General features: G+C 67.8%; 18 protein-coding genes. 9 read left to right on the top strand and 9 right to left on the bottom strand.

Annotation, left to right across the window (positions count from 1 at the left end):
• Positions 1–9: 9 nt before the first annotated feature.
• Positions 10–1,380: a glutamate--cysteine ligase gene (locus tag AX708_RS05915; RefSeq protein ID WP_066532377.1), complete on the bottom strand. Its 1,371-nt coding sequence runs from the start codon at positions 1,378–1,380 to the stop codon at positions 10–12.
• Positions 1,381–1,496: 116 nt separating this feature from the next.
• Positions 1,497–2,240 carry a 16S rRNA (uracil(1498)-N(3))-methyltransferase gene (locus AX708_RS05910; protein WP_066532378.1) on the bottom strand — a complete coding sequence of 248 codons (744 nt, stop codon included), beginning with the start codon at positions 2,238–2,240 and terminating at the stop codon, positions 1,497–1,499.
• 39 nt (positions 2,241–2,279) lie between these two features.
• Between AX708_RS05910 and ubiA the strand changes: the two genes are divergently transcribed.
• From ubiA to AX708_RS05895, 3 genes are all read left to right on the top strand, one after another.
• On the top strand, positions 2,280–3,182 hold the full coding sequence (ubiA, locus tag AX708_RS05905; protein ID WP_066532379.1) for a 4-hydroxybenzoate octaprenyltransferase: 903 nt from the start codon (positions 2,280–2,282) through the stop codon (positions 3,180–3,182).
• A 3-nt stretch (positions 3,183–3,185) separates the two neighbouring features.
• Positions 3,186–3,815 carry an SOS response-associated peptidase gene (locus tag AX708_RS05900; RefSeq protein WP_066532380.1) on the top strand — a complete coding sequence of 210 codons (630 nt, stop codon included), beginning with the start codon at positions 3,186–3,188 and terminating at the stop codon, positions 3,813–3,815.
• A 251-nt stretch (positions 3,816–4,066) separates the two neighbouring features.
• Complete coding sequence (locus tag AX708_RS05895) at positions 4,067–4,783, top strand: energy transducer TonB (protein ID WP_156443497.1); 717 nt, start codon at positions 4,067–4,069, stop codon at positions 4,781–4,783.
• 12 nt (positions 4,784–4,795) lie between these two features.
• Here AX708_RS05895 and AX708_RS05890 read toward each other — a convergent pair whose 3' ends face one another.
• Complete coding sequence (locus tag AX708_RS05890; RefSeq protein WP_066532384.1) at positions 4,796–5,170, bottom strand: VOC family protein; 375 nt, start codon at positions 5,168–5,170, stop codon at positions 4,796–4,798.
• A 122-nt stretch (positions 5,171–5,292) separates the two neighbouring features.
• On the opposite strand from AX708_RS05890, the gene soxR reads away from it, so the two are divergent.
• The 3 genes from soxR to AX708_RS05875 all read left to right on the top strand — a co-directional run bounded on the left by soxR (position 5,293) and on the right by AX708_RS05875 (position 10,466).
• Positions 5,293–5,754: a redox-sensitive transcriptional activator SoxR gene (soxR, locus tag AX708_RS05885; RefSeq protein ID WP_066532388.1), complete on the top strand. Its 462-nt coding sequence runs from the start codon at positions 5,293–5,295 to the stop codon at positions 5,752–5,754.
• A gap of 146 nt (positions 5,755–5,900) precedes the next feature.
• Positions 5,901–6,797, top strand: coding sequence for an ABC transporter ATP-binding protein (locus tag AX708_RS05880; protein ID WP_066532391.1), 897 nt, complete (start codon positions 5,901–5,903; stop codon positions 6,795–6,797).
• A gap of 15 nt (positions 6,798–6,812) precedes the next feature.
• Entirely contained in the window at positions 6,813–10,466 is a 3,654-nt protein-coding gene (locus AX708_RS05875) for a M1 family aminopeptidase (protein ID WP_066532392.1), read from the top strand.
• Between the two features lie 43 nt (positions 10,467–10,509).
• On the opposite strand, the gene AX708_RS05870 is transcribed toward AX708_RS05875, so the two are convergent.
• Positions 10,510–11,049, bottom strand: coding sequence for a histidine phosphatase family protein (locus tag AX708_RS05870; RefSeq protein ID WP_066532396.1), 540 nt, complete (start codon positions 11,047–11,049; stop codon positions 10,510–10,512).
• Positions 11,046–13,673, bottom strand: coding sequence for an ATP-dependent DNA helicase (locus AX708_RS05865; RefSeq protein ID WP_233999615.1), 2,628 nt, complete (start codon positions 13,671–13,673; stop codon positions 11,046–11,048). Before AX708_RS05865 ends, AX708_RS05870 begins: the two co-directional genes overlap by 4 nt.
• Positions 13,674–14,076: 403 nt before the next feature.
• On the opposite strand from AX708_RS05865, the gene AX708_RS05860 reads away from it, so the two are divergent.
• A complete protein-coding gene (locus AX708_RS05860) occupies positions 14,077–15,690 on the top strand; it encodes a lysine--tRNA ligase (RefSeq protein ID WP_197426260.1) in 1,614 nt (537 codons plus the stop codon).
• 3 nt (positions 15,691–15,693) lie between these two features.
• Here the strand turns inward: AX708_RS05860 and AX708_RS05855 are convergent, their stop codons facing one another.
• Both AX708_RS05855 and AX708_RS19765 read right to left on the bottom strand, forming a co-directional pair.
• Positions 15,694–16,368 carry a 2OG-Fe(II) oxygenase gene (locus AX708_RS05855; RefSeq protein ID WP_066532401.1) on the bottom strand — a complete coding sequence of 225 codons (675 nt, stop codon included), beginning with the start codon at positions 16,366–16,368 and terminating at the stop codon, positions 15,694–15,696.
• A 180-nt stretch (positions 16,369–16,548) separates the two neighbouring features.
• Positions 16,549–17,787 (bottom strand): RcnB family protein, encoded by a 1,239-nt coding sequence (locus AX708_RS19765; protein WP_197426261.1) that lies wholly within the window; start codon positions 17,785–17,787, stop codon positions 16,549–16,551.
• 179 nt (positions 17,788–17,966) lie between these two features.
• Here AX708_RS19765 and AX708_RS05845 point away from each other — a divergent pair, with 179 nt between their 5' ends.
• Positions 17,967–18,560 (top strand): pyridoxamine 5'-phosphate oxidase family protein, encoded by a 594-nt coding sequence (locus AX708_RS05845; protein ID WP_066532402.1) that lies wholly within the window; start codon positions 17,967–17,969, stop codon positions 18,558–18,560.
• A 22-nt stretch (positions 18,561–18,582) separates the two neighbouring features.
• On the opposite strand, the gene AX708_RS05840 is transcribed toward AX708_RS05845, so the two are convergent.
• Positions 18,583–19,266: a diguanylate cyclase domain-containing protein gene (locus tag AX708_RS05840; protein WP_067489666.1), complete on the bottom strand. Its 684-nt coding sequence runs from the start codon at positions 19,264–19,266 to the stop codon at positions 18,583–18,585.
• A 219-nt stretch (positions 19,267–19,485) separates the two neighbouring features.
• Here AX708_RS05840 and AX708_RS05835 point away from each other — a divergent pair, with 219 nt between their 5' ends.
• Positions 19,486–20,004: a hypothetical protein gene (locus AX708_RS05835; protein ID WP_066532406.1), complete on the top strand. Its 519-nt coding sequence runs from the start codon at positions 19,486–19,488 to the stop codon at positions 20,002–20,004.
• 25 nt (positions 20,005–20,029) lie between these two features.
• Here AX708_RS05835 and ettA read toward each other — a convergent pair whose 3' ends face one another.
• Positions 20,030–21,703, bottom strand: a complete 1,674-nt coding sequence (gene ettA / locus AX708_RS05830; RefSeq protein WP_066532408.1) for an energy-dependent translational throttle protein EttA — start codon at positions 21,701–21,703, stop codon at positions 20,030–20,032.
• Positions 21,704–21,785: the final 82 nt, after the last annotated feature.

Below are 21,785 nucleotides of genomic sequence, written 5' to 3'. Positions count from 1 at the left end.
CTCCCCTGCTTAGAATTGTTGTTCGTAAACGCGGGTGATGTCCCCGTTCCATTCGCCGTGGTAGGCGTCGAGCAGCCGCTGCGCCGGAACCTTCCCGCTGGCGACGATTTCATCGAGCGTTTCGAGATAGCCGGTCTCGTTGTCGCCTGCCGCATTGAGCCGCGCACGCGCCTTCAGGCCCGCATGCGCGATCTTCAAAACCTCGCGCCCCAAATCCTGCAGAGTGCCGCCATCGGGCGCGCGGGTGGCGAGCGCGAGGCGCGGGACTTCGTTGCGCAGCCGCTCGCGCTCTTCCATCGACCAGCCCTTGACCAGATCCCACGCCGCATCGAGCGCGCCCTGATCGTAGAGCAGCCCGACCCAGAAGGCGGGGAGCGCGCAGATGCGGCTCCACGGGCCGCCGTCCGCGCCGCGCATCTCGAGGAAGGATTTCAGGCGCACCTCGGGGAAGGCGGTCGAGAGGTGGTCCCACCAGTCGCTCTGCGTCGGCCGCTCGCCGGGCAAGACCGATAGCTTGCCCTCGAGGAAATCGCGGAAGGAGAGCCCCGCCGCGTCGATATATTTCCCGTCGCGGAAGACGAAATACATCGGCACGTCGAGCATGTATTCGGCCCAGCGTTGATAGCCGAAGCCGTCCTCGAAGACGAAGGGCAGCATGCCCGTCCGCGCCGGATCGGTGTCGGACCAGATGTGCGAGCGGTAGGAGAGGAACCCGTTGGGCTTGCCCTCGGTGAAGGGCGAATTGGCGAAGAGCGCGGTCGCCAGCGGTTGCAGGGCAAGGCTGGTGCGGAATTTCTTCACCATGTCGGCTTCGGACTGGTAGTCGAGGTTCACCTGAATGGTGCAGGTGCGCAGCATCATGTCGAGGCCCATGCTGCCCACGCGCGGCATGTGCCGCAGCATGATGGCGTAGCGGCCCTTGGGCATGATCGGCAGCGCTTCGCGGGTCTTGTCGGGCCACATGCCGAGGCCGAGGTAGCCGATGCCGCAGCGCTCGCCCACTTCCTTGACCTGCGCCAGATGCCGGCCGGTTTCCGCGCAGGTCTGGTGGAGGTTTTCGAGCGGCGCGCCCGACAGCTCGAGCTGGCCCGCGGGCTCGAGGCTGACCGCCCCGTCCTCGCCCTTCAGGGCAATGACGTGGCCACCCTCTTCGATCGGGCTCCAGCCGAATTTCTCGAGGCCCTTCAACAGGTCGCGGATGCCGCAAGGCTCATCGTACGAGGGCGCGCGGTGGTCGGAGGTCTTGAACACCAGCTTCTCGTGCTCGGTGCCGATCCGCCAGCGCTCGGGCGGCTTCTCGCCGCCGATCATGGGGGCGATCAGCTGGTCGAGGCTTTCGATCACCGGATCGTCGGCAGTGGAAGCTTCGCGTGTGCTCATGGCAGGCCCTCTCTGGCCGGTTGCTTTATAAAACTGATTTGCCGCTGGGAAGGCAAATTCGCCTTTGCGCATGGGAAGCCGGTTTGTCTTGCAAAATCCGTCGAGCCGCTGCGCTGTCACCAGTCGCCGGCGGTGCCCATCCACAGGGCGAGGGCGGCGATGGCAGCGGTCTCGCCCCTGAGGATGCGCGGGCCCAGGGTGATGGGGCGCGCGGCCGGGTGGGCGCGGATCGCGGCGCGCTCGGCCTCGTCGAAGCCGCCTTCGGGGCCGGTGAGGATCGCGGCGGGGCCTTGATGCTGCGCGAAGGCGGCAGCAGCGGGCTCGCCCCCGTTCTCGTCGGCGAAGAACAGGGCGCGGCCCTCCGGCCAATCGGCCAGTAGCGCGTCGAGCTTCACCGGCTCGGCCAGTTGCGGCAGCGCGGTGCGGGCGCATTGCTCGGCGGCCTCGGTGGTGATCGTGCGGGCGCGCTCCAAGTTGAGCTTGTCGGCGACGCAGCGGCGGGTGACGAGCGGCTGGATGCGCGCGGCGCCGAGTTCGGTCGCCTTCTCGAGGATCAGATCGAAGCGGTCCTTCTTGAGGAGGGCAGGGCACAGCCACAGATCGGGCACGGCCTCGCGCGGACGGAGCATCTCGGCGACCTCCAGCACCACATCGCGCTTGCCCGCATCGACCACGCGCGCGGCCCATTCGCCGGTCACGTCGTCGCACAGGATCACGATGTCGCCAGCAGCCACGCGCATCACCCGCGCGAGATAATGCGCCGGATTGCCCTCGATCCGCACCGACACGCCCGCCGCAAGAGTCTCGGCGACGAACAGGCGCGGCGCGCTTTTCGGGGGCCAGGCGGGGGTGGCGGGCATGGCTTGGCCCTAGGCGCGATGGCCGCTACAGCGCAAGCGATGAGCGAAACGATCGTCCCCGACAGCGAGCATCACGGCCTTGTCGCCCGCCTGCCGCAGCTACCGCGCGATCTGGCGCTGCTGGCGCGGTTCGACCGGCCGATCGGGTGGTGGCTGTTGTTCTGGCCCTGCGTCTTCGCCGTTTGGCTGGCGGGCGCGGGCTGGCAGCTCGCCCTGCTCGGCTGGCTGCTGCTAGGGAGCATCGCGATGCGCGGGGCGGGGTGCGTCTATAACGACATCGTCGACGCCGATCTCGACCGGCAGGTCGCGCGCACCGCCTTGCGGCCGGTGGCGAGCGGGCGGGTGTCGAAGAAAGCCGCGTGGGGCTGGCTGCTGGCGCTGTGTCTCGTCGGCCTGGTGGTGCTGCTGCAACTCAGGTGGCAGGCGCAGCTTGTGGCGCTCGGCAGCTTGGCGCTGGTCGCGGCCTATCCCTTCATGAAGCGCATCACCTGGTGGCCGCAGGCGTGGCTGGGGATGGTGTTCACCTGGGGCGCGCTGGTCGGCTGGACCGAGCTCAGGTGGGACAACTGGGACGTGCTCGCGGCGCTCTATGCCGGGTGCATCTGCTGGGTGATCGGCTACGACACGATCTATGCCCTGCAGGACCGCGAGGATGACGCGATGGTCGGCATCCGCTCCTCGGCGCTGGCGATGGGGACGGCGGTGCGGGGCGGCATCGCTGCCTTCTATGCCGCTGCCATCGGTCTGTGGGCGCTGGCCTTCTGGCTCTACCGCGCCGACCCGCTCGCGCTCCTCGCGCTGCTGCCGGTGGCGGTGCATTTGGCGTGGCAGGTGGCGAGCCTCGACGCCGACGATCCCACGAACCCGCTCGCCCGCTTCCGGTCGAACCGCTGGGCGGGGGCGCTGATGGCGGCGGCGTGCTTCGTGGTCGGGAACGCCTGAGCCATGTGCAACCTCTACCGCATGACGAAGAACGCGAGCGAGGTCGCGGCGTGGTTCGATGCGGTGGAAGGCACGGGCGGGGCGAATTTTGCGGCGGAGGTCTATCCGGGCTACACCGGCCTTGTCGTGGCCGAGGGAGCGGTCCGGCCTATGACCTGGGGCTTCCCGCTGGTCCTGAAAGGCAAGCAGGGTCAGCCCCTGAAACCCAAGCCGGTCAACAATGCGCGCACCGACAAGCTGGCGACCGGTTTCTGGCGTCACGCTTTCGAACACCGCCGCTGCCTGATCCCGCTCGAGGCCTGGGGCGAGGCCGAGGGGCCGAAGGGCCGGATGACGCGCACGTGGCTATCGCTCCCCGATACCCCGATCTTCGCTGTGGCGGGCCTGTGGCGGCCGTCCGACGAATGGGGCGACTGCTATTCGATGGTGATGACCGACAGCGATGGCACCGATGCGGCGCAGGTGCATGACCGCATGCCGGTGCTGCTCGGCTCCGAGGATCAGACGCGTTGGCTGGGCGGCCCGCCCGAAGATGCCTTCGCCCTGTGCCGGGGGTGGACGGGGCCGCTCGCGATCGCGCGCACCGGCGATCCGTGGGCGCGCGGCACCACCGGAGATCGCCTGTTGCTGTGATGCCCGCCCATACCTCGCGAGACTTGCAAATATTGTTGTTAATCAACGTGTAAGCTTCGATCCGGCATAATCGGATGCGTTAGGCGAGGATTGCAGGAACCGGCATTACAGTGACGGCGCACCGTCCAGGCGAACGGATTGACCCGGTCCCTTTTTCGTCCCCCAGGATGCCGTGCGACGCAACGGCGCTGGCCCTGGCGGCGGGAGCGACCTTTTCGCTATTCAGCCTTCTCCTGTTGGTCTCGCCTGCCGTGCGGGAGGCAGCCCCCGAGGCGCTGGCGGTGTTCGGGCTCGCCCCGGCGGGCGCGTCCGGAGGCGCGGATGCGCGCCCGGCCGATGCGCGCCAGTCCGCTCCGGACGAACCATCACCCCGGCGCGAGGCACCACGGGCGCAGTCGGACACTGCGTCCACCGCCACCGCCGATCCGGTCGTAGCGCCTGCCGAAGACGAAGCGGCGCCCGTGCCATCCGCCCGGCCGGGGGGCGAGGCAGGCGGCGTCGTGGTCGTCGCGCAAGGCCTCGCGGCGGCGTCGCCCGAAGGGGTGAGCGTCGTCGCCGGGAGTGGCGGCGGCGGCGGGGCGGGCGCCGGTGCGGGCGAGGGCGCAGCCGTAGGGACCGGCACGGGCGGTAGCGGGTCGGGCACCGGCGGCAACGGGGCTGGGCGCGGCCAGCGGCGGATCCTCACCGCCACCTGGGCGCCGGGCATGGATTTCTCGCGCGATCACCTGCTCTACCCGCGCGCCGCACGCGAGAAGCGGGTCGAGGGCACGGCCTGGCTCTACTGCTTCGTCACCCGCCGCGACCGGGTGAAGGATTGCCGCCTGATCGGCGAGGAGCCGCAGGGCTACGGCTTCGGCGAGGCCGCACTCAAGGGCCGCAGCGGGATGCGCATCCGGCTTCAAGACGAGACCGGTCGTCAGGTGCACGACGAATGGGTGGTCGTCACCAAGACCTTCAACCTCGACTGACGGGCATCCGCGCTAGGCGTAGCTCACCATCTCGAACTCGATCCCGTCCCAGTCGAAGAAGTAGAACCGGCGGCCGGGTTCGTAATCGGCGTGGTTGAAGGGCTCGAGCCCCGCGGCTTTCACCACCGCTTCGGCTGCGTCGAGATCATCGACCACCAGCCCCACATGGTTGAGCGGCAGGCCCTTGGCATGGCGGCCTGGGAGGGCGGCGCCCTTGGTGTAGACCGCGATGTAATCGGTCTCGTCGCCGACATGGATTGTCTCTCCGCCCAGCATCGAGGGGCCGCGCCAGCGTATCCGCCAGCCGCACAATTGCTCCAGAAGGGCGGCACTCCGCTCGATATCGGAGACGGTTATGTTGATATGTTCAAGATGTCCTCTGGGCATGGCGGGCTCCTCGGCCTTAGGTGGACGCGTCGGCAGGGCAGGCGCGGCGAACGATTCGCTTGCCTCTTGTGCAACCTCAACCTAACTTGAGGTCAAGCTTTGAATTTCCGGACACAACCGCCATGCCTGCCGCCCTGCGCCGCCTGCTCGCTTCCGACCTGCTCACCATCGGCGAAGTCGCGCGCCGCACGGGGCTCAGCGTCTCGGCGATCCGGTTCTACGAGGACCATCGCCTGATCGAGCCAGTGCGCACCAATGGCGGGCAGCGGCGGTTCCTGCGTTCGGACATCCGCCGCCTTGCCTTCATCCTCATCGCCCAGAAGCTCGGCCTCTCGCTGACCGAGATCGAGGCCGCGCTCGCCACGCTCCCCAGCGGGCGGACGCCGACGGTGAAGGACTGGGAGGCGATCAGCACCGCGATCCGCGCCCGGCTCGACGAGCGGATCGCCGAACTCACCCGCACCCGGCACCGGCTCGACGGCTGCATCGGCTGCGGGTGCCTCAGCCTTGAACATTGCGCGATATGGAACCCGCAGGACAAGCTGGCGGAAGAGGGCCCGGGCGCGCGCAAGCTGCTTGCCTGACGCCCACCCTTGCGCCAAACCGTTCACCTGCATCGACGAACGGCATTGCCCTCGATCAATCGTCCGCTGGCCTCCACCAACGCGGCTTTATCGCTGGCCCGCTTCGGCTAGTGTGCAAAGGATTGAACTACAGGGGTCTGCCAATCATGCTCGAACTCAGCGGCGTCAGCCACACCTATCCCAATGGCACCAAGGCATTGGACGACGTCACGCTCTCGATCCCCAAGGGGATGTTCGGACTGCTCGGCCCCAACGGCGCGGGCAAGTCGACCCTGATGCGCACCATCGCGACGCTGCAGGCCCCAACGCAGGGCAGCATCCGCTTCGGCGATATCGACGTGCTGGCCGAGCCCGACCGGCTGCGCCGCACGCTCGGCTACCTGCCGCAGGATTTCGGCGTCTATCCGCGCATTTCGGCCGCGGCGATGCTCGATCACATGGCGGTGCTCAAGGGCGTCAGCAGCAAGGGCGAGCGCAAGGCGATGGTCGAGCACCTGCTCAACCAGACCAACCTGTGGAACGTGCGCGGCAAGGCGATCGCGGGCTTTTCGGGTGGGATGCGCCAGCGCTTCGGTATCGCCCAGGCGCTGATCGGCCAGCCCGAGTTGATCATCGTCGACGAACCCACCGCCGGGCTCGACCCCGAAGAGCGCAACCGCTTCCTCAACCTCCTTGCGGGCATCGGCGAGAACGTGGTGGTGATCCTCTCGACCCACATCGTCGACGACGTCGCCGACCTGTGCCCGCGCATGGCGGTGCTGGCAGGCGGCAAGCTGCGTCTGGAAGGCGCGCCGCACGACCTGATCGCCTCGACCAAGGGCCGCGTGTGGCAGAAGACCGTGCACCACACCCAGCTTTCCGAGATGCAGGCGCAATACGAGGTCATCTCGCACCGCTTCTTTGCCGGCGACATCGTCGTCCACGTGCTTGCCGACAGCCAGCCCGAAGGGTTCGGCCCGGTCAGCGGCGGGCTCGAGGATGTCTATTTCGCGACCCTCGCCGAAACTCGCCGCGCGCCCGTCGCTACCGTCCTCGCCAAGTAAGGGAGGGCCGGACAGATGCTCACCGCACGCCTCGCCGCGTTCGAGATCCGTTACCAGCTGCGCAATCCGGTGTTCTGGGTCTCGATCGCGATCTTCTTCCTTCTGGGCTTCGGCCTTTCGGCCAGCGACAATGTGAGCTTCGGCTCGCCCGGCGTGGTCAACGAGAATTCGCCCTTCACGGTGACGCTCGCGACCGCGGTGTTCACGACCTTCTACCTCTTCGTCATCACCGCCTTCGTCGCCAACGCCGTGGTGCGCGACGATGTGACCGGCTTCGGCCCAATGATCCGCGCGACCCCGGTGGGGCGCACCAGCTTCCTCGGCGGGCGCTTCCTCGGCGGGCTGGCCATCGCGATCCTCGGCTACATTGCGGTTCCGGCCGGGATTGCGCTGGGCGCGGCGATGCCATGGGTCGATCCCGAGACGGTCGGCCCCAACACCTTTGCGACCTACGCCTGGCCCTTCCTCGTCATCGCCATTCCCAACCTCATCCTGTCCTCCGCGCTCCTGTTCGCGCTCGCGACCTTCACCCGTTCGATGCTGGCGAGCTATATCGGCGTCGTGGTGCTGGTGATGGGCTATCTCACCGTGCCGCTGCTGCTCGGCAATGATCCGAGTTTTCAGGACCCGGTCGCGCGCTACGAGCCGCTCGGCACCGGCGCGATCTCCGAGGTCTCGCGATATTGGACCGCCGCCGACATGAACAGCAAGGCGATTCCGCTTGAGGGCAACCTGCTGTTCAACCGCGTCTTCGTGCTGGCGCTCTCGGCGCTGTTCTTCGGCGTGGCGTGGCTTCGCTTCAGCATGACCGAGCGCGCGCCCTCGCGCTGGCGGCTGCGGCGGCTGGCAAAGCAGGCGGCCATTGCCGACGCCGCACCGGTCGGCCCGCAGGTGCCCTTGATCAAGCCTGCCGCGATCCCGGGTCAGGACCCTGTTCCCCAGCGCGAAGCCTATAATCCGCTGGCAGCCGCCCGCTCCTTCGGCACCGGCCATGCCTTCGCCACCTTCTGGGCGCGGCTCAAGGCCGAAGTGCGGATGGTCACGCGCAGCCCTGGCTTCCTCGTGCTGCTGCCGCTCGCCATCGGCTTCACGATGGTCAATCTCGCGCTGTCCGAGACGCTCTACGGCACCCCCTCCTACCCGCTCACCGCCAATATCATCGGCACGGTGGTCGGCTCGATGACGCTGTTCAGCATCATCATCGCGGTGTTCTACGGCGGCGAGCTGGTGTGGCGCGAGCGCGACGTGAAGATGGCCGAGATCATCGACGCCACCCCCGTCCCTGCTTGGGCGATGTTCGTGCCCAAGATCCTCGCGATTTTCACCGTGCTGCTGGCGATGGCGCTTGCGGGGATGCTGACCGGCGTGCTCTACCAGCTCGCCAAGGGCAGCGGCAGCCTCGACCTCGGCCTCTACCTCACCGCCTACGTGCTCCCGCAGAGCATCGACCTGTTGATGATCGCGATCCTCGCGGTGTTCTTCCAGGTGCTGAGCCCCAACAAATATGTCGGCTGGGGCCTGTTCCTCGTGTGGTTCCTGGTGCGCATCTTCATGTCGAACCTCGGCTACACCAACATCCTCTACAGCTACAGCGGCACCCCGTCCGAGCCGCTCTCCGACATGAACGGTGCCGGGGGCTTCTGGGTCGGCGCGGCGATCGCGCGGTTCTACTGGGCCTGCTTCGGCGTCGTGATGCTGGTCTTCGCGCACTGGGCCTGGCCGCGCGGCACGGTGGTTGCCGTGGTGCCGCGCCTGAAGGGCGTAGCCCGGCGCGCGAGCCTCGCCTCGGGCGGGATCGCGCTGGCCGCGATTGCCGGAATGGTCGGCTCGGGGCTGGTCATCCACCACAACATCAAGGAGCTCAATCGCTTCGAGACCTCGGACGAGGCCGAGGCCCGCACCGCCGAATTGGAGCGCAAATATCTCAAATATGCGAGCCTGCCGCGCCCCGTGGTGACCGATGTCGAATTCGCCATCGACATCGATCCGGCCGCCAAGCGGTTGAAGGCGACCGGCCACTACCTGCTGCGCAACGACAGCGGGGTGCCGATCACCGAGCTGCACATCCGTCAGGGTGACGAGAACGCGACGTTCACCCGTCTCGACATCGCCGGCGCCAAGCTCGCCAGCTTCGACGAGCGGCATTCCTATCGCATCTACCGCTTTGCCACGCCGCTCGCGCCGGGGGCCACCACGCGGCTCGATTTCGCGAGCAATATCTGGCGGCGCGGCTTTGCCAACAGCGGGGCGGCAACCGACATCGTCGACAACGGCACCTTCGTGAACAACTACACCTTCGCGCCGATTGTCGGGATGGACCGCAATGGGCTGTTGCAGGACCGCACCGCGCGCCGCCGCCAGGGGCTGCCGGCCGAGCTGCGCATGGCCAAGCTCGAAGACACCCGCGCGCAGGTGAGGAACTATATCGGCGCCGACTGGGTCAATTCGAAGATCACCCTGTCGACCGCCGCCGACCAGACCCCGATCGCGCCGGGCAACAAGATTTCCGACGTGGTCAAGGGTGGCCGCCGCATCGCGGTGTTCCAGTCGCCAGCGCCGATCCTCAACTTCTTCTCGGTGCAATCGGCGCGCTATGCCGTGGCCGAGCAGCAGGAGGGGCCGGTGCTGCTGAGCGTCTACTATGACCCCAAGCACGCCTGGAACGTGCCCGCGATGCAGAAGGCGCTGAAGACTGCGCTCGGCTACTACCAGCGCAATTTCGGGCCCTACCAGTTCGGCTATGCCCGGATCATCGAGTTTCCGGGCTACCAGAGCTTCGCGCAGGCCTTTGCGGGCACCATGCCCTATTCCGAGAGCATCGGCTTTGCCGCCGACGTGCGCGATCCGGAAACGATCGACTACGTCTCCTACGTCACCGCGCACGAGCTGGGGCACCAGTACTGGGCGCACCAGATCGTCGGCGCGGACCTGCAGGGCCAGACGCTGCTGTCGGAAACGCTGGCACAATATTCGGCGCTGATGGTGATGAAGCAGCTCTATGGCGAGGACAAGATCCGCCGCTTCCTGAAGTTCGAGCTCGACCGCTATCTGGGCGGGCGCAAGGGCGATCCCCTGCCCGAACAGCCGCTGTACCGGGTCGAAAACCAGCAGCACATCCACTACCGCAAGGGTTCGCTGGTCATGTACCTGCTCCAGCATCGGATCGGTGAGGATGCGGTCAACCGCGCGCTGTCGCGGCTGGTGGCGAAGTACCGCTTCAAGGGCGCGCCCTATCCGCGCAGCCTCGATCTGATTGCCGAGCTGCGCAAGGAGGCCAAGACGCCCGAGGATCAGGCGCTGATCACCGACCTGTTCGAGAAAATCACGATCTATGACCTCAAGGCCAAGGCGGCGACCAGCACGAAGCGCGCCGACGGCAAGTGGGTGACGCGGATCACCGTGGAAGCGGGCAAGTTCTACGCCGACGGCAAGGGCGTGGAGACCCCCGCCAGGCTCGCCGAGAGCATCGAAATCGGCGCCTTCACCGCGCGTCCGGGCACGGGTGCCTTTGACAGGCAGGCGGTGCTGGCGATGAGCCGCAAGCCGGTGAAGGGCGGCAGCCAGGTGGTGGAGATCGTCACCGCAAAGAAGCCCGCCTTCGCCGGGGTCGATCCCTACAACTTCTACATCGACCGCGATGCGGACGATAACGTGGTGGCGGTGAACTGAGGTGGCGTCTCCCCCTCCCCTCGCGGGAGGGGGGAATAGTGGCCTAGGCTTCCGGCCCCAGTTCCGGATCGAGATCGCGGGGCCGGGCGAAATGCACCAGCTCGGCGCAGTAGCGCTTGAGCTCACTCCAGTGCTGGATGTCGCATTCGAGCACGGCGTAGGCGGCGGTCGGGAATTTCACCACGGCCTCCTTGAACAGGGCGTTCTCCTTGCCCGGCGCGACGAGTTCGAGCAGCACGTCCTGCAGGCCCGGATTATGCCCGGAAATGAGGATCGCCTTGGCCTCCTCGTCCCCCGTGCCCGCGTGGGCCTCGATCGTCTCGACGATGGTGTCGAAGCTGGCGAGGTAGAGGCGCTGGTCCCAGATCACCGGCATCTCCGGCAGGGCGCCCTCCAGCGTCAGCTTCACGCGCACCGCGGGGCTGGCGATCAGCCGGTCCCACTTCACCCCGTGTTCGCGGATATGCTTGCCGATCAGGGCCGCGCCCTTGCGCCCCCGCGCGTTCAGCCCGCGGTCGAAATCGCGCTGGTTGGTGTCGTCCCAGTCGGACTTGGCATGGCGCAGAAGGCCGAGAATCTTCATGGCTGAAAGGTCTCTCCCGCTGGCTCGCTCACCACGTCCAGAACACCAGCGCGCACGCGTTGTAAAGCCTCATCGAGCGTGACACGCAGCACGGGGGTGCCTTTGGGAAAAGCGCTGAGCAGGCGCGAGGGGAAAGCGGGGGAGAGGACGATGAAGTGGCCGGCATCGTCCTTCGAACGGATCAGCCGACCGAAGGCCTGCGCCAGCCGCGCGCGGATGATCCGGTCGTCATAGGCGCTGCCGCCGCCTGCGAGCCTGCGCGCCTTGTGGAGGATGTCCGGGCGCGGCCAGGGGACCTGTTCCATCACCACGCACCTGAGGGAGTGGCCGGGCACGTCCACCCCGTCGCGCAGGGCATCGGTGCCGATCAGGCTGGCGCGCGGGTCATCGCGAAAGATGTCGACAAGGGTGCCGGTGTCGATCGGGTCGACATGCTGGGCATAGACCGGGAGCCCTGCGCGCGCGAGGCGGTCGGCGATGCGGCCATGCACCGCGCGCAGCCGCCGGATCGCGGTGAACAGCCCGAGCACGCCGCCGCCCGATGCCTCGATGATCCGCGCGTAAGCGCCGGCGAGGGCGGGGAGGTCGCCCTTGGCGATGTCGGTGACGATCAGCACCTCCGCGCGGGCGGCGTAGTCAAAAGGGCTCTCCGCCGCCGAAAGCAGCGGGGCGACCTCGACATGGGCCGCGCCCGAGCGGGCGATGGCGGAGGCCCACCTGTCGTCGTCCTCGGTGCGGTCGGTCAGGGTCGCGCTGGTCAGCAGCACGCCGTGCGCGGGTTCGAGCACGACGCGGGCAAAGGGCTTCATCGGATCGAGCCAGCGGCGGTGAATCGCCACGTCGAACTCGCGCGCGTCGGAGCGGTCGACCGCGAGCCAGTCGACGAACTCGGGGTCGGCAGGCCCGCCCAGCCGGTCGAGCAGGGCTTCCCACGCCGCAAGCAGGTCGATCCGCCACGCAAGCGCAAAGCGCGCGCCTTCAATGCGCGCGCGGCCTTGCGCATCGAGCCAGTCCGGCGGTTCGGCAAGAATCGCCTCGAGCCGCCCGCCGAGCCGGATCAGCGGCACGCGGATGCTGGCGAGGGCCTCCGCAGCGCGCCCCGCCGCCTCGATCACCTCGCCCGGCAGCCCCGCCGCTTCGGTCTCGATCCCGTAGCCCGCTTCCTGCCCGCCGCTCTCGTCGCGGGCATAGGTGGCGGTGCGAACGGCGGCGAGCAGGGCTTCGAGGGGGCCGAAGGGGCTGTTCTCGGCAAGGCGTTGGAGCCACCCGTCCGAGGGGAGCAGCTGCCCCGCCTTGCACGCGGCCGTGATCGCCTCGGCCCCGGCATCGTCATAGCTGGCGATGTCCGCAAGCCGCGCCGAGAGTCCGCGGCGGCGACCGCGCGATTCCTTCTCCGGCCCGATGATCCAGCGCCTGAGTTCGATCGTCTCCTGACCCGAGAGCGTCGCAGCGAAGGTCGAATCCGCGGCGTCGAAGACATGGTGACCCTCGTCGAAGATCAGCCGTGTCGGGCGCTGGTTCGGATCGCGGGCGCGGGCGGCGTTGACCATAACGAGGGCATGGTTGGCGATCACCAGATCGGCCTGCGCCGAGTCCCGCGCCGCCCTCTCGATGAAGCACTTCCGGTAGTGCGGGCAGCCGGCATAGATGCACTCGCCGCGCTGATCGGTGAGGGCGGCGATGCCCCTCTTGCGGAACAGCGTCCCGAGCCAGCCCGGCAGATCGCCCCCGATCATGTCGCCGTCGCGGGTATAGGCCCCCCACCGCGCGACCAGCTGCGCAAGGATCGCGGGGCGGCCCGCAAAGCCGCCTTGCAGCGCGTCCTCGAGGTTGAGCAGGCAGAGGTAATTCTCCCGCCCCTTGCGCACCACCACCGGCGGGGTGCCGTCGGGGCGCTTCACCGGCCACGCCCGGCGGCTTTCGGCGCGCAGCTGGCGTTGCAGGTTCTTGGTGAAGGTCGAGACCCAGACGGTGCCGCCACTGAGCCCCGCCCAGAGCGAGGCGGGGGCGAGATAGCCAAGCGTCTTGCCGATCCCCGTCCCCGCCTGCGCCAGCGCCAGATGCGGCCTGCCGGGAGCGGAACGGGGCGCGAAGATGCGCGACACGTCAGCCGCATAGGCGCGCTGGCCCTCGCGCTGTTCGGCACCTTCTCCGGTGAGGCGGGCGAGCTGCGCCTGCACCGCCTCTGCCGAGAGTTCGACCTGCCGCGGGGCGGGGCGCTCGCCGGTCTCCTCCCATTCGGGGAGCTTGGCGAAGAGCCAGCGCTCGGCGCGCTCGGGCTTGGCGATGTGGGGCCGCAAGACCTGCGCCCACGGCCAGCGCAGGCGCTCCAAGGATTGCACCGCGCTCCACGCGCCTTCGCGCTCGAACCACTCGGGGTCCTGGCACGCCGCCACCAAGGCGCCGGCCGCGCGCTGGAGCAGTTCGGGCACTGCTGCGTCATCCTCGGGCACGGGCAGGCCCAGCGCCTCGGCGAGGCCGCGAGGGGTCGGCACGCAGAAGCGCGCCGGGTGGATGAAGGCGAAGGCCTCGAGCAAGTCCAATCCCGAAAGGTCGGGATAGCCCAGCCGGCTCGCCACCAGCGGCGCGTTGAGCAGCAGCACCGGGGTATCGGCGGCGGCCATGATCGCATCGCCCTTGGACACGGCCTGCGTCCCGCCGCTGCCGCTGCGCAGCCAGTGGCCGCCGTGGCTGGCGTGGAGTGCCGGAAGGGGGAGCGGATCGGGGAGGGTCACTTGTCGCTAGATGGGCGAGGGTGGCGGCCATGTAAACGCCGCCTGCTGCGCCTTTGCCCCGCGCATCTGTCCTACAGGCTCCGCAAGCGGTAGAAAGCGCAAAGATGTCAGCGGCACGGACAGATACGAAGCCCCGCCACCCGTGTCCGTCCGCTTCGCAAATCGAGTGCAAGCCCATGATCGACTTGAACAATATCGCATCGTGCAAAGCGGACACGGTGTCCGCTTTGTCCGCTTTGCGCGCGCCATTGTGCTTGCAAGCCGCCCCGAGCCCCGTAATAGCCGCCCCGCTATGACAATCACCCAAGATGCCCTCATCGCCGCAGCGACCAACTCCAAGGCCTGGCCCTTCCAGGAGGCGCAGCGCCTGGCCAAGCGGCTGCCGCAAGGCAAGCCCGGCGGCGTGCTGTTCGAGACCGGCTACGGCCCCTCGGGCCTGCCGCATATCGGCACCTTTCAGGAAGTGCTGCGCACGAGCCTCGTGCGGCGCGCCTACGAGACGCTGACCGGTCAGCCGACCCGGCTGGTCGCGTTCAGCGACGACATGGACGGCCTTCGCAAGGTGCCCGACAACGTGCCGAACAAGGCGCTGCTCGAGGCCAATCTTGGGAGGCCCCTGTCGCGCATCCCCGATCCGTTCGAAAAGTTCGAAAGCTTCGCCGCGCACAACAACGCGATGCTGCGCGACTTCCTCGACCGGTTCGGGTTCGAGTACGAATTCGTCAGCTCCTCGGATTGCTACAATGGCGGCCGGTTCGATGATGCCCTGCGCGGGGTGCTGACCAATTTCGGCGCGATCATGGACATCATGCTGCCAACCCTCGGCGAAGAGCGGCGCAAGACCTACTCCCCCGTGATGCCGGTCAGCCCCACCACGGGCGCGGTGTTGCAGGTGCCGATCGAGGTGGTCGATGCCGCCGCCGGGATCATCCGCTTCACCGACGAGGACGGCAGCACGGTCGAACAATCGGCGCTGGGCGGCATGGCCAAGTGCCAGTGGAAGGTCGATTGGGCGATGCGCTGGGTGGCGCTTGGCGTCGATTACGAGATGTACGGCAAGGACCTGACCGATTCCGGCATCCAGTCGGGCAAGATCGCCCGCGTGCTCGGCGGCAACAAGCCCGAGGGGTTGATCTACGAGCTGTTCCTCGATGCCAAGGGCGAGAAGATTTCCAAGTCCAAGGGCAATGGCCTCTCGATCGAGGAGTGGCTGCAATATGGCAGCCCCGAGAGCCTCGGCTTCTACATCTTCGCCAATCCCAAGAGCGCCAAGCAGCTGCACGCCGGCGTGATCCCCAAGGCGGTCGACGATTACTGGCAGTTCCGCGCCGCGATTCCGGGGCAGGATGTGGACAAGCGGCTCGGCAATCCGGTGTGGCACCTGCTGCGCGCCAATCAGCGCCTCGCGGGCGCCGACGCGCCGGGGCAGGGCGAGAGCCTGCCGGTGCCTTTCAGCCTGCTGCTCAATCTGGTGGGCGTGCTCGGCGCGGGCGCGACGCGCGAGGCGGTGTGGTCCTATCTCGGCAATTATGTCGAGGATGCCACGCCCGAGGCGCACCCGGCATTGGATGCGCTGGTGGGCCGGGCGCTCGCCTACAACCGCGATTTCGTCGCGCCGACGCTGGAGAAGCGTGCGCCGGTCGGCGGCGAGGTTGCGGCGTTGAAGGCGCTCGATGCGGCGCTCGAAATGGCCGACCTGGCGACCAGCGCGGAGGACTTGCAGACCATCGTCTACGAGATCGGGAAGGTCGAGGAGTTCGGCTTCGAATCCCTGCGCGACTGGTTCAAGGCGCTCTACGAAACCCTGCTCGGCAGCGAACAGGGCCCGCGCATGGGCAGCTTCATCGCACTTTACGGCATCGCGCCCACCCGCGCGCTGATCGCGGAGGCGCTCGCCAAGGCATGACGCTCAGCGCCAGCGGCGGGTGCGGTACCACTTGGTGATGATGTATTTCGCCCCCGCCTCCACGGGAGCTCCGGCATGGAGCGTCGCCTCGTTCGGGCGGCCGTCGGGCAGGGCATTGTTCCACAAGAGGAGCACGCCCGGGGTGGGAGCGATTTCGATGCCGAGGAGGGTGAAGGCGGTGGCGCCGCCCGCTTCGACTGCGTTGAGGTAGGCCATGGTGGTCCAGCTCCGCTGCCCGCCGCGCTGCTGTTCCTGCGGCCAGTAGGCCTCGGAGGTGTAGAACCAGTCGTTGTGCGGCTTGAATTCCTGTCCCGGCAGATAGCGCTGGCCCTGCACCGGCTCGCCGAAGGAGCCGGGCACGCCCAGCACTGCATCGATCCGCGCCGAAATGCCGACGACGAAAGGATCGTGGGGGTCGAGATCGCTCGAGAAGGAGGTGCGATAGCCGCTGGCATAGTCGAGCTCGTGAAGCGCCGAGGGCTTGGCCACCGCGTCGATCATGGCGGTTAGGCGCCCGCACTCCTCGCCCGACAGGAACCCGCCGATGGCATAGAGCTCGATCCGCTCGTCGGGCACGCGGTAGATCCCGGGCACGTCTGCGAGCCGCGAGCGGACCGCTGCGCCGAGCCGCGCGAGGGCGTTCTGATCGGGAGCGGTGGCGGGCGTGGTCGCGGTCATCGCGGGCCAAGCCTAGCAACCGGGCGCGGGGCCGTGCAAGCCGCCCCGGCAGTGTGTCCAATTGCGGAAGGGCGCGACGCTGCGTTCCGGGGCGCTTCCCGGTGGGTCGCGCCGAGGGGCGATCAAAGAGAAAGCCCCGCCGGATCGCTCCGACGGGGCCGTCCCTTTTCTGGCGAAGACCTACCAGAAGAAGTCGTGGATCACGTCTACGACCTCGCCGGTGTAGATATCGACCAGCACGACATCGTCATAATACCGGACCCATTGATAAGGCCCGTAAACCGGCGGGAGGTGATAGGCCCACGGGTCGTTGATGAAGAAGCGCGGCTGGAAGAACAGGCTGTCGAGGTAAAAGCCGATGCTCAGGCGGCTGTAACGGTGGCTGCGGAACGGGGCGTAGTAGGGGCCCGGACGGAACAGAAAGCGATTGCCACGGCGGAAATCGTACCAGTCGTAGCGGCGATTGTCGCGCCAGCGGTTGTCCCAGCGGCGGAAATCGCGGCGGTCCCAGCCCGGCCGGCCGTTCCAGCCCCAGCGCCAGTCGTCCTGACGCCAGCCCCGGCGGTCGCCGCGCCAGCCGTCTCGCCGGTCACGGTCACCGCGCCAGTCGCCCCGACGGTCATCATCGCGGCGCCAGTCGCCGCGCTGGTCGGCACGGCGCGCATCGCGGGCGATGTCGCCGACCTGGCCCGAGAACCCGCCGTCGCCCCGGCCTTCGAAGCGGCCGTCACGGCCACCGCGGGCGCGGACGTCGCCGACGCGGCCGTCGCTCTGACGCGCATCCCGCGGGCCGCCCTGCCAGCCGGCGCCCCGCCCGTCGACACGGTCGGCACGGGCGTCACCGCGGCGCTCGATGCGATCGGCGCGGACATCGCCGCGGTCCTCGATGCGGCCCGCGCGGATATCGGTGCGCGTGTCGACCCGGTCGGCGGCGCGGTCACGGCCGCGCCATTCGAGCCGCCGCGCCTCGGCATCGCCGCGCTGTTCGACGCGGGTTGCGCGCTGATCGAAGCGCTGGTCGACGCGGTCTGCACGCTGCTCGCTGCGCCGGTCAATGCGATCGGCGCGCTGGTCCCGCTGCGCCTGCTGCTGCTGTTGCTGTGCCGCACGGGCCCGGCCCGCAACTTCGCCGCCGAAGCCGCGCGGTGCGGGGCGCTCGGGACGCGGCTGTGCCTGGGGCTGTTCGAAGCGCGGCGCGGCGCGCTCGGGCCTCGGCGCCTCGGCGCGCGGCGCCGCTGCCCGCTCGGGGCGCGGAGCACGTTCGGCGCGGGGAGGGGGAGCGACACGCATCGGCGTTCCGCCCGGCTCGTCACGCTCGAGCGTGAGGTTCTGGGCGGTGGCTGGTGCGGCGGGCAGGGTGAGGGCGAGCGCGGCCGCCAGTGCGGCGAGCGATCCACCTCGGGCAAGGAAGGTCATCATTGGCAAGTGCCTCCAGTATCGCCAGCCCACCACAGGCTTATCGTGATGAAGGCGGCTTAGACCCGGCAGACTGTCGCAGCGATGAACCGGTTCGGCGATGTTCAGAAAAAATGCAGTGTGGCTGAACATTGTCCTTGCCACTTGACCCGGACGGTTCGGCAGCCAAAGGCGCTCGCGCCATGTTCGACACCCTCGATGCCTGCCTCGCCGATTGCCGTGACCGCCTGATTCGCGCGCCCCGGGATCGCAAGTCGCCCCTGCACACGCCGGTCATCGTGACGTCCGATGTCGATGCACGGGTCATGGTTCTGCGGGCTTTCGATGCTGCTGCCTGGACGCTGCGGCTCCACACCGATGCGCGCGCGCCCAAGGCCGCGACTGTCGCGGGCGATCCGCGCATCGGCGTGCTGTTCTACGACAAGGGTGCCAAGATCCAGATTCGCGCCCGGGGGACGGGCGAGATCCTCCGCGCAGGCGCCGAGGTCGATGCCGCATGGAACGCCAGCACCAACTTCGCGCGGCGCTGTTATCTCGGCGAGGGGCCGGGGGCGGGCTCGGACGGGCCGACCTCGGGCCTGCCGCCGGAATTCGAGGGGGTAGAGCCCGACGAGGCGCAGCTCGTCCCCGCGCGCGAAAACTTCGCGGTGCTGAAGATCACGCTGACCGCGCTCGACTGGCTTTATCTCGCCCATACCGGGCACGTGCGCGCGCAGTTTTCGCGCGCGCAGTCTGGTGGGGCCGCACTGTGGGAAGGGCGCTGGGTCTCGCCCTGAGACGTTCTGTGCGCGAGGCGGCTCAGGCCGCCGAGGCTGCGGTGCTGCTATCGGCCGAGGGCGAGGGCGCCGGGGCGGGCAGGAGCATGATCTCCTCGATCTCGCTGGCCGGCACAACATGGTCGGTGCCGGAGGCGACGGCAGCGTCGAGCGCGCGGCGGGCACGTGTTGCAATCGCATCGTCGCCATCGCCGAAGCGCTCGGCGGCAACGCCGAAACTTGCCGTCACCGCCGCATCGCCGCCCAGCTGCGGCAGGCGAAGCTGAGCGAGCCGGCGGCGCAGGCGGTCGGCAATGCGCACTGCGGCCCGCTCATCGGCGCCGGTCAGCGTGATGGTGAAGGCATTGCCGTCGCCGTGCGCCAAGCGGTCCCCTCGGCGCAGGCCAGCGCGCATGACTGCGGCAACATGCTCGCGGACCTCGGCGTGGGTGTCACCGTTCCAGACCGCGCCGGGCGCGTCGAGCTGATCGATACGTCCTTGCAGCACCGCCTGCGAGCGGGCGCGCATCGCGTTGCGGCGTGTGGCAAGATCGACCGCCTTCGCGAAAATATCGGGCTTATGGAGGGCAGCCAGCGGGCCGGGTGCGGCGTCGCTCCGCGGATCGAGGCGGCGGTGCGCGCGGACCCGGCTTCCCCAGAAGCCTGCCGCAGCACATCCCGCGCACAGCATGGCGGCCACTTCGAGTGGCACTACGATCCCCGTCATCACGCCCCGTTACCCTTTTTGCGACCTGCCTTGTTCTTAGGCAGAATGACGTAAGGCTGATTAAGGACGCGTAAAGCAGAGGCTTCGGCGCAGAGACGAATTTGGCAAGTTTCCGTAACTCGCAACTTCCGGGCACGCCGATGCCTTGCACAAGTTTACGGTGTCTCCATTGTTTTGGCGTAGGTCGATGCACCGGTTCCAGCGCATCAGAAAGGTGCCATGATGTTTGGTCGCAAGAAGGTTCAGCACCCGCCGCAGCGTTTCGCACCGCAGCCGCGTGCGCCGCAGCCCGGCGGGAGTGACGGCGCGGACGCGGCGATCGCGATGCTTTCGCAGGCGCTCGGCCTCGATCTCGATTTCCACAGCGGGTTCATCTTCGCACCGTGCCTGTGGGACGATCCCGCGATCGGCCCCATGCTCGAACGGATCGGGCTGAAGCCGCACATGATGGGCAATATTCTTGCGCTGCCCAAGAGCCCGGTCACGGTGGCAAGGCTCGCCACGATGAGCCCCGAGGATCCGCTGCGCAAGGTGCTCGATGAAGCGCGCTTCGGAGTAGTGCTCTACAATCCCGAAGCCGCAAACGGCTATCACGATGGCCTTGTCGCCATGCAGCGCGAGAAGCTGCGCGAATTCGCCACCCGCACCGATATCTCGGACGAGGCCCGCAAATACGCGACGCTTGATTTGATGATGTTCAGCGAGAACCTGATGCGCGGGAAGGTCAAGCTCGGCTGAGCCTGCTCCCCGCGCAGCCGGTGTCTCAGCGCGTCAATTTCTTGTAGGCCACCCGCGTCGGGCGGTCGGCCGCATCGCCCAGGCGGCGGCGCTTGTCTTCCTCGTAGGCTTCGAAGTTGCCTTCGAACCATTCGACATGGCTGTTGCCCTCGAAGGCGAGGATGTGGGTGGCGAGGCGGTCGAGGAAGAAGCGGTCGTGGCTGATGACCACGGCGCAGCCCGCGAAGTTCTCGATCGCGTCTTCCAGCGCGGCGAGCGTTTCTACGTCGAGGTCGTTGGTCGGCTCGTCCAGCAGCAGCACGTTGCCGCCCTGCTTCAGCATCTTGGCCATGTGCACGCGGTTGCGTTCCCCGCCTGAAAGCTTGCCGACGTTCTTCTGCTGGTCCGCGCCCTTGAAGTTGAACGCGCCGACATAGGCGCGGGTCGACATGTCCTGCCCGTTGACCTTCATGTAATCGAGCCCGTCGGAGATTTCCTCCCAGACGTTCTTCTTCGGATCGAGGTGGTCGCGGCTCTGGTCGACATAGCCGAGGCGCACCGTGGAGCCGATCTCGATCGTGCCGCTGTCGGGCTGTTCCTTGCCGGTGAGGATCTTGAACAAAGTCGATTTGCCCGCGCCGTTCGGCCCGATCACGCCCACGATCCCACCCGGGGGCAGCATGAAGCTGAGGTTTTCGAACAACAGCTTGTCGCCGTAAGCCTTGGTGATGCCCTTGGCCTCGATCACCTTGCCGCCGAGGCGCTCGGGCACCTGGATGACGATCTGCGCCTTGCCGACCTGGCGGCTGTCCTGGCTGTTTTGGAGTTCCTCGAACTTGCGGATACGCGCCTTGGACTTGGTCTGGCGCGCGGCCGGGGTCTGGCGGATCCACTCGAGTTCGCGCTGCAGCGCCTTCTGCTTGCCGCTTTCCTCGCGGCTTTCCTGTTCGAGGCGCTTGGCCTTCTTTTCGAGGTAGGTCGAATAGTTGCCCTCATAGGGGTAGTAGGAGCCGCGATCGAGTTCGAGGATCCATTCGACCACGTTGTCGAGGAAATAGCGGTCGTGGGTGATCATCAGCACCGCGCCGGCATAGTCCTTGAGGTGGTTTTCCAGCCACTTCACGCTTTCCGCGTCCAGGTGGTTGGTCGGCTCGTCGAGCAACAGGATCGACGGCTTCTGGATGAGGAGGCGGGTCAAAGCCACGCGGCGCTTCTCGCCGCCCGAGAGGTCCTTGACCGGCCAGTCGCTCGGCGGGCAGCGCAGGGCTTCCATCGCGACTTCGAGCTGGTTGTCGAGCGTCCAGCCATCGACCGCGTCGATCTTGTCCTGCAGCTCGCCCATCTCCGCGCCGAGCGCATCGAAATCGGCATCGGGCTCGCACATCAGTGCTGACACTTCGTTGAAGCGGGCGACCAGATCGGCGGTTTCCTTCGCGCCCTCGCGCACGTTCTCGAGCACGGTCTTGGTCGGATCGAGCTCGGGCTCCTGTTCCAGATAGCCCACGGTGATATTCTCGCCCGGCCACGCCTCGCCGGTGAAGTCCTTGTCGATCCCGGCCATGATCTTGATGAGCGTCGACTTGCCAGCGCCGTTGGGCCCGACGATGCCGATCTTCGCGCCCTGGTAGAACTGGAGGTTGATATTGTTCAGCACCGGCTTGGGCGCACCGGGGAAGGTCTTGGTCATGCCCTTCATGACATAGGCGTATTGGGCGGCCATCGGAGGGTCCTCGTAACGGGTCTGGAAGATTGGCTGCGCAGATAGGGAAGGGGAGGGGCAAGGGCAAGCGGCTAGACAGGCG

The sequence above is a fragment of the Erythrobacter sp. CCH5-A1 genome (assembly GCF_001557115.1).
In the GTDB taxonomy this organism is placed as follows: Bacteria; Pseudomonadota; Alphaproteobacteria; order Sphingomonadales; family Sphingomonadaceae; genus Erythrobacter.
Note: the sequence above shows the minus strand (reverse complement) of the source record. Positions and strands in the feature narration are given on the sequence as shown.

Coding starts and splice junctions, on each gene's coding strand:
- AX708_RS05915 (WP_066532377.1), bottom strand. CDS start 1,380: ATGAGCACACGCGAAGCTTCCACTGCCGACGATCCGGTGATCGAAAGC.
- soxR (WP_066532388.1), top strand. CDS start 5,293: ATGCCTGCCGCCCTGCGCCGCCTGCTCGCTTCCGACCTGCTCACCATC.
- AX708_RS05835 (WP_066532406.1), top strand. CDS start 19,486: ATGATGTTTGGTCGCAAGAAGGTTCAGCACCCGCCGCAGCGTTTCGCA.
- AX708_RS05890 (WP_066532384.1), bottom strand. CDS start 5,170: ATGCCCAGAGGACATCTTGAACATATCAACATAACCGTCTCCGATATC.
- AX708_RS05900 (WP_066532380.1), top strand. CDS start 3,186: ATGTGCAACCTCTACCGCATGACGAAGAACGCGAGCGAGGTCGCGGCG.
- AX708_RS19765 (WP_197426261.1), bottom strand. CDS start 17,787: ATGATGACCTTCCTTGCCCGAGGTGGATCGCTCGCCGCACTGGCGGCC.
- AX708_RS05910 (WP_066532378.1), bottom strand. CDS start 2,240: ATGCCCGCCACCCCCGCCTGGCCCCCGAAAAGCGCGCCGCGCCTGTTC.
- AX708_RS05870 (WP_066532396.1), bottom strand. CDS start 11,049: ATGAAGATTCTCGGCCTTCTGCGCCATGCCAAGTCCGACTGGGACGAC.
- AX708_RS05875 (WP_066532392.1), top strand. CDS start 6,813: ATGCTCACCGCACGCCTCGCCGCGTTCGAGATCCGTTACCAGCTGCGC.
- AX708_RS05860 (WP_197426260.1), top strand. CDS start 14,077: ATGACAATCACCCAAGATGCCCTCATCGCCGCAGCGACCAACTCCAAG.
- AX708_RS05855 (WP_066532401.1), bottom strand. CDS start 16,368: ATGACCGCGACCACGCCCGCCACCGCTCCCGATCAGAACGCCCTCGCG.
- AX708_RS05865 (WP_233999615.1), bottom strand. CDS start 13,673: ATGGCCGCCGCCGATACCCCGGTGCTGCTGCTCAACGCGCCGCTGGTG.
- AX708_RS05880 (WP_066532391.1), top strand. CDS start 5,901: ATGCTCGAACTCAGCGGCGTCAGCCACACCTATCCCAATGGCACCAAG.
- AX708_RS05840 (WP_067489666.1), bottom strand. CDS start 19,266: ATGACGGGGATCGTAGTGCCACTCGAAGTGGCCGCCATGCTGTGCGCG.
- AX708_RS05845 (WP_066532402.1), top strand. CDS start 17,967: ATGTTCGACACCCTCGATGCCTGCCTCGCCGATTGCCGTGACCGCCTG.
- ubiA (WP_066532379.1), top strand. CDS start 2,280: ATGAGCGAAACGATCGTCCCCGACAGCGAGCATCACGGCCTTGTCGCC.
- ettA (WP_066532408.1), bottom strand. CDS start 21,703: ATGGCCGCCCAATACGCCTATGTCATGAAGGGCATGACCAAGACCTTC.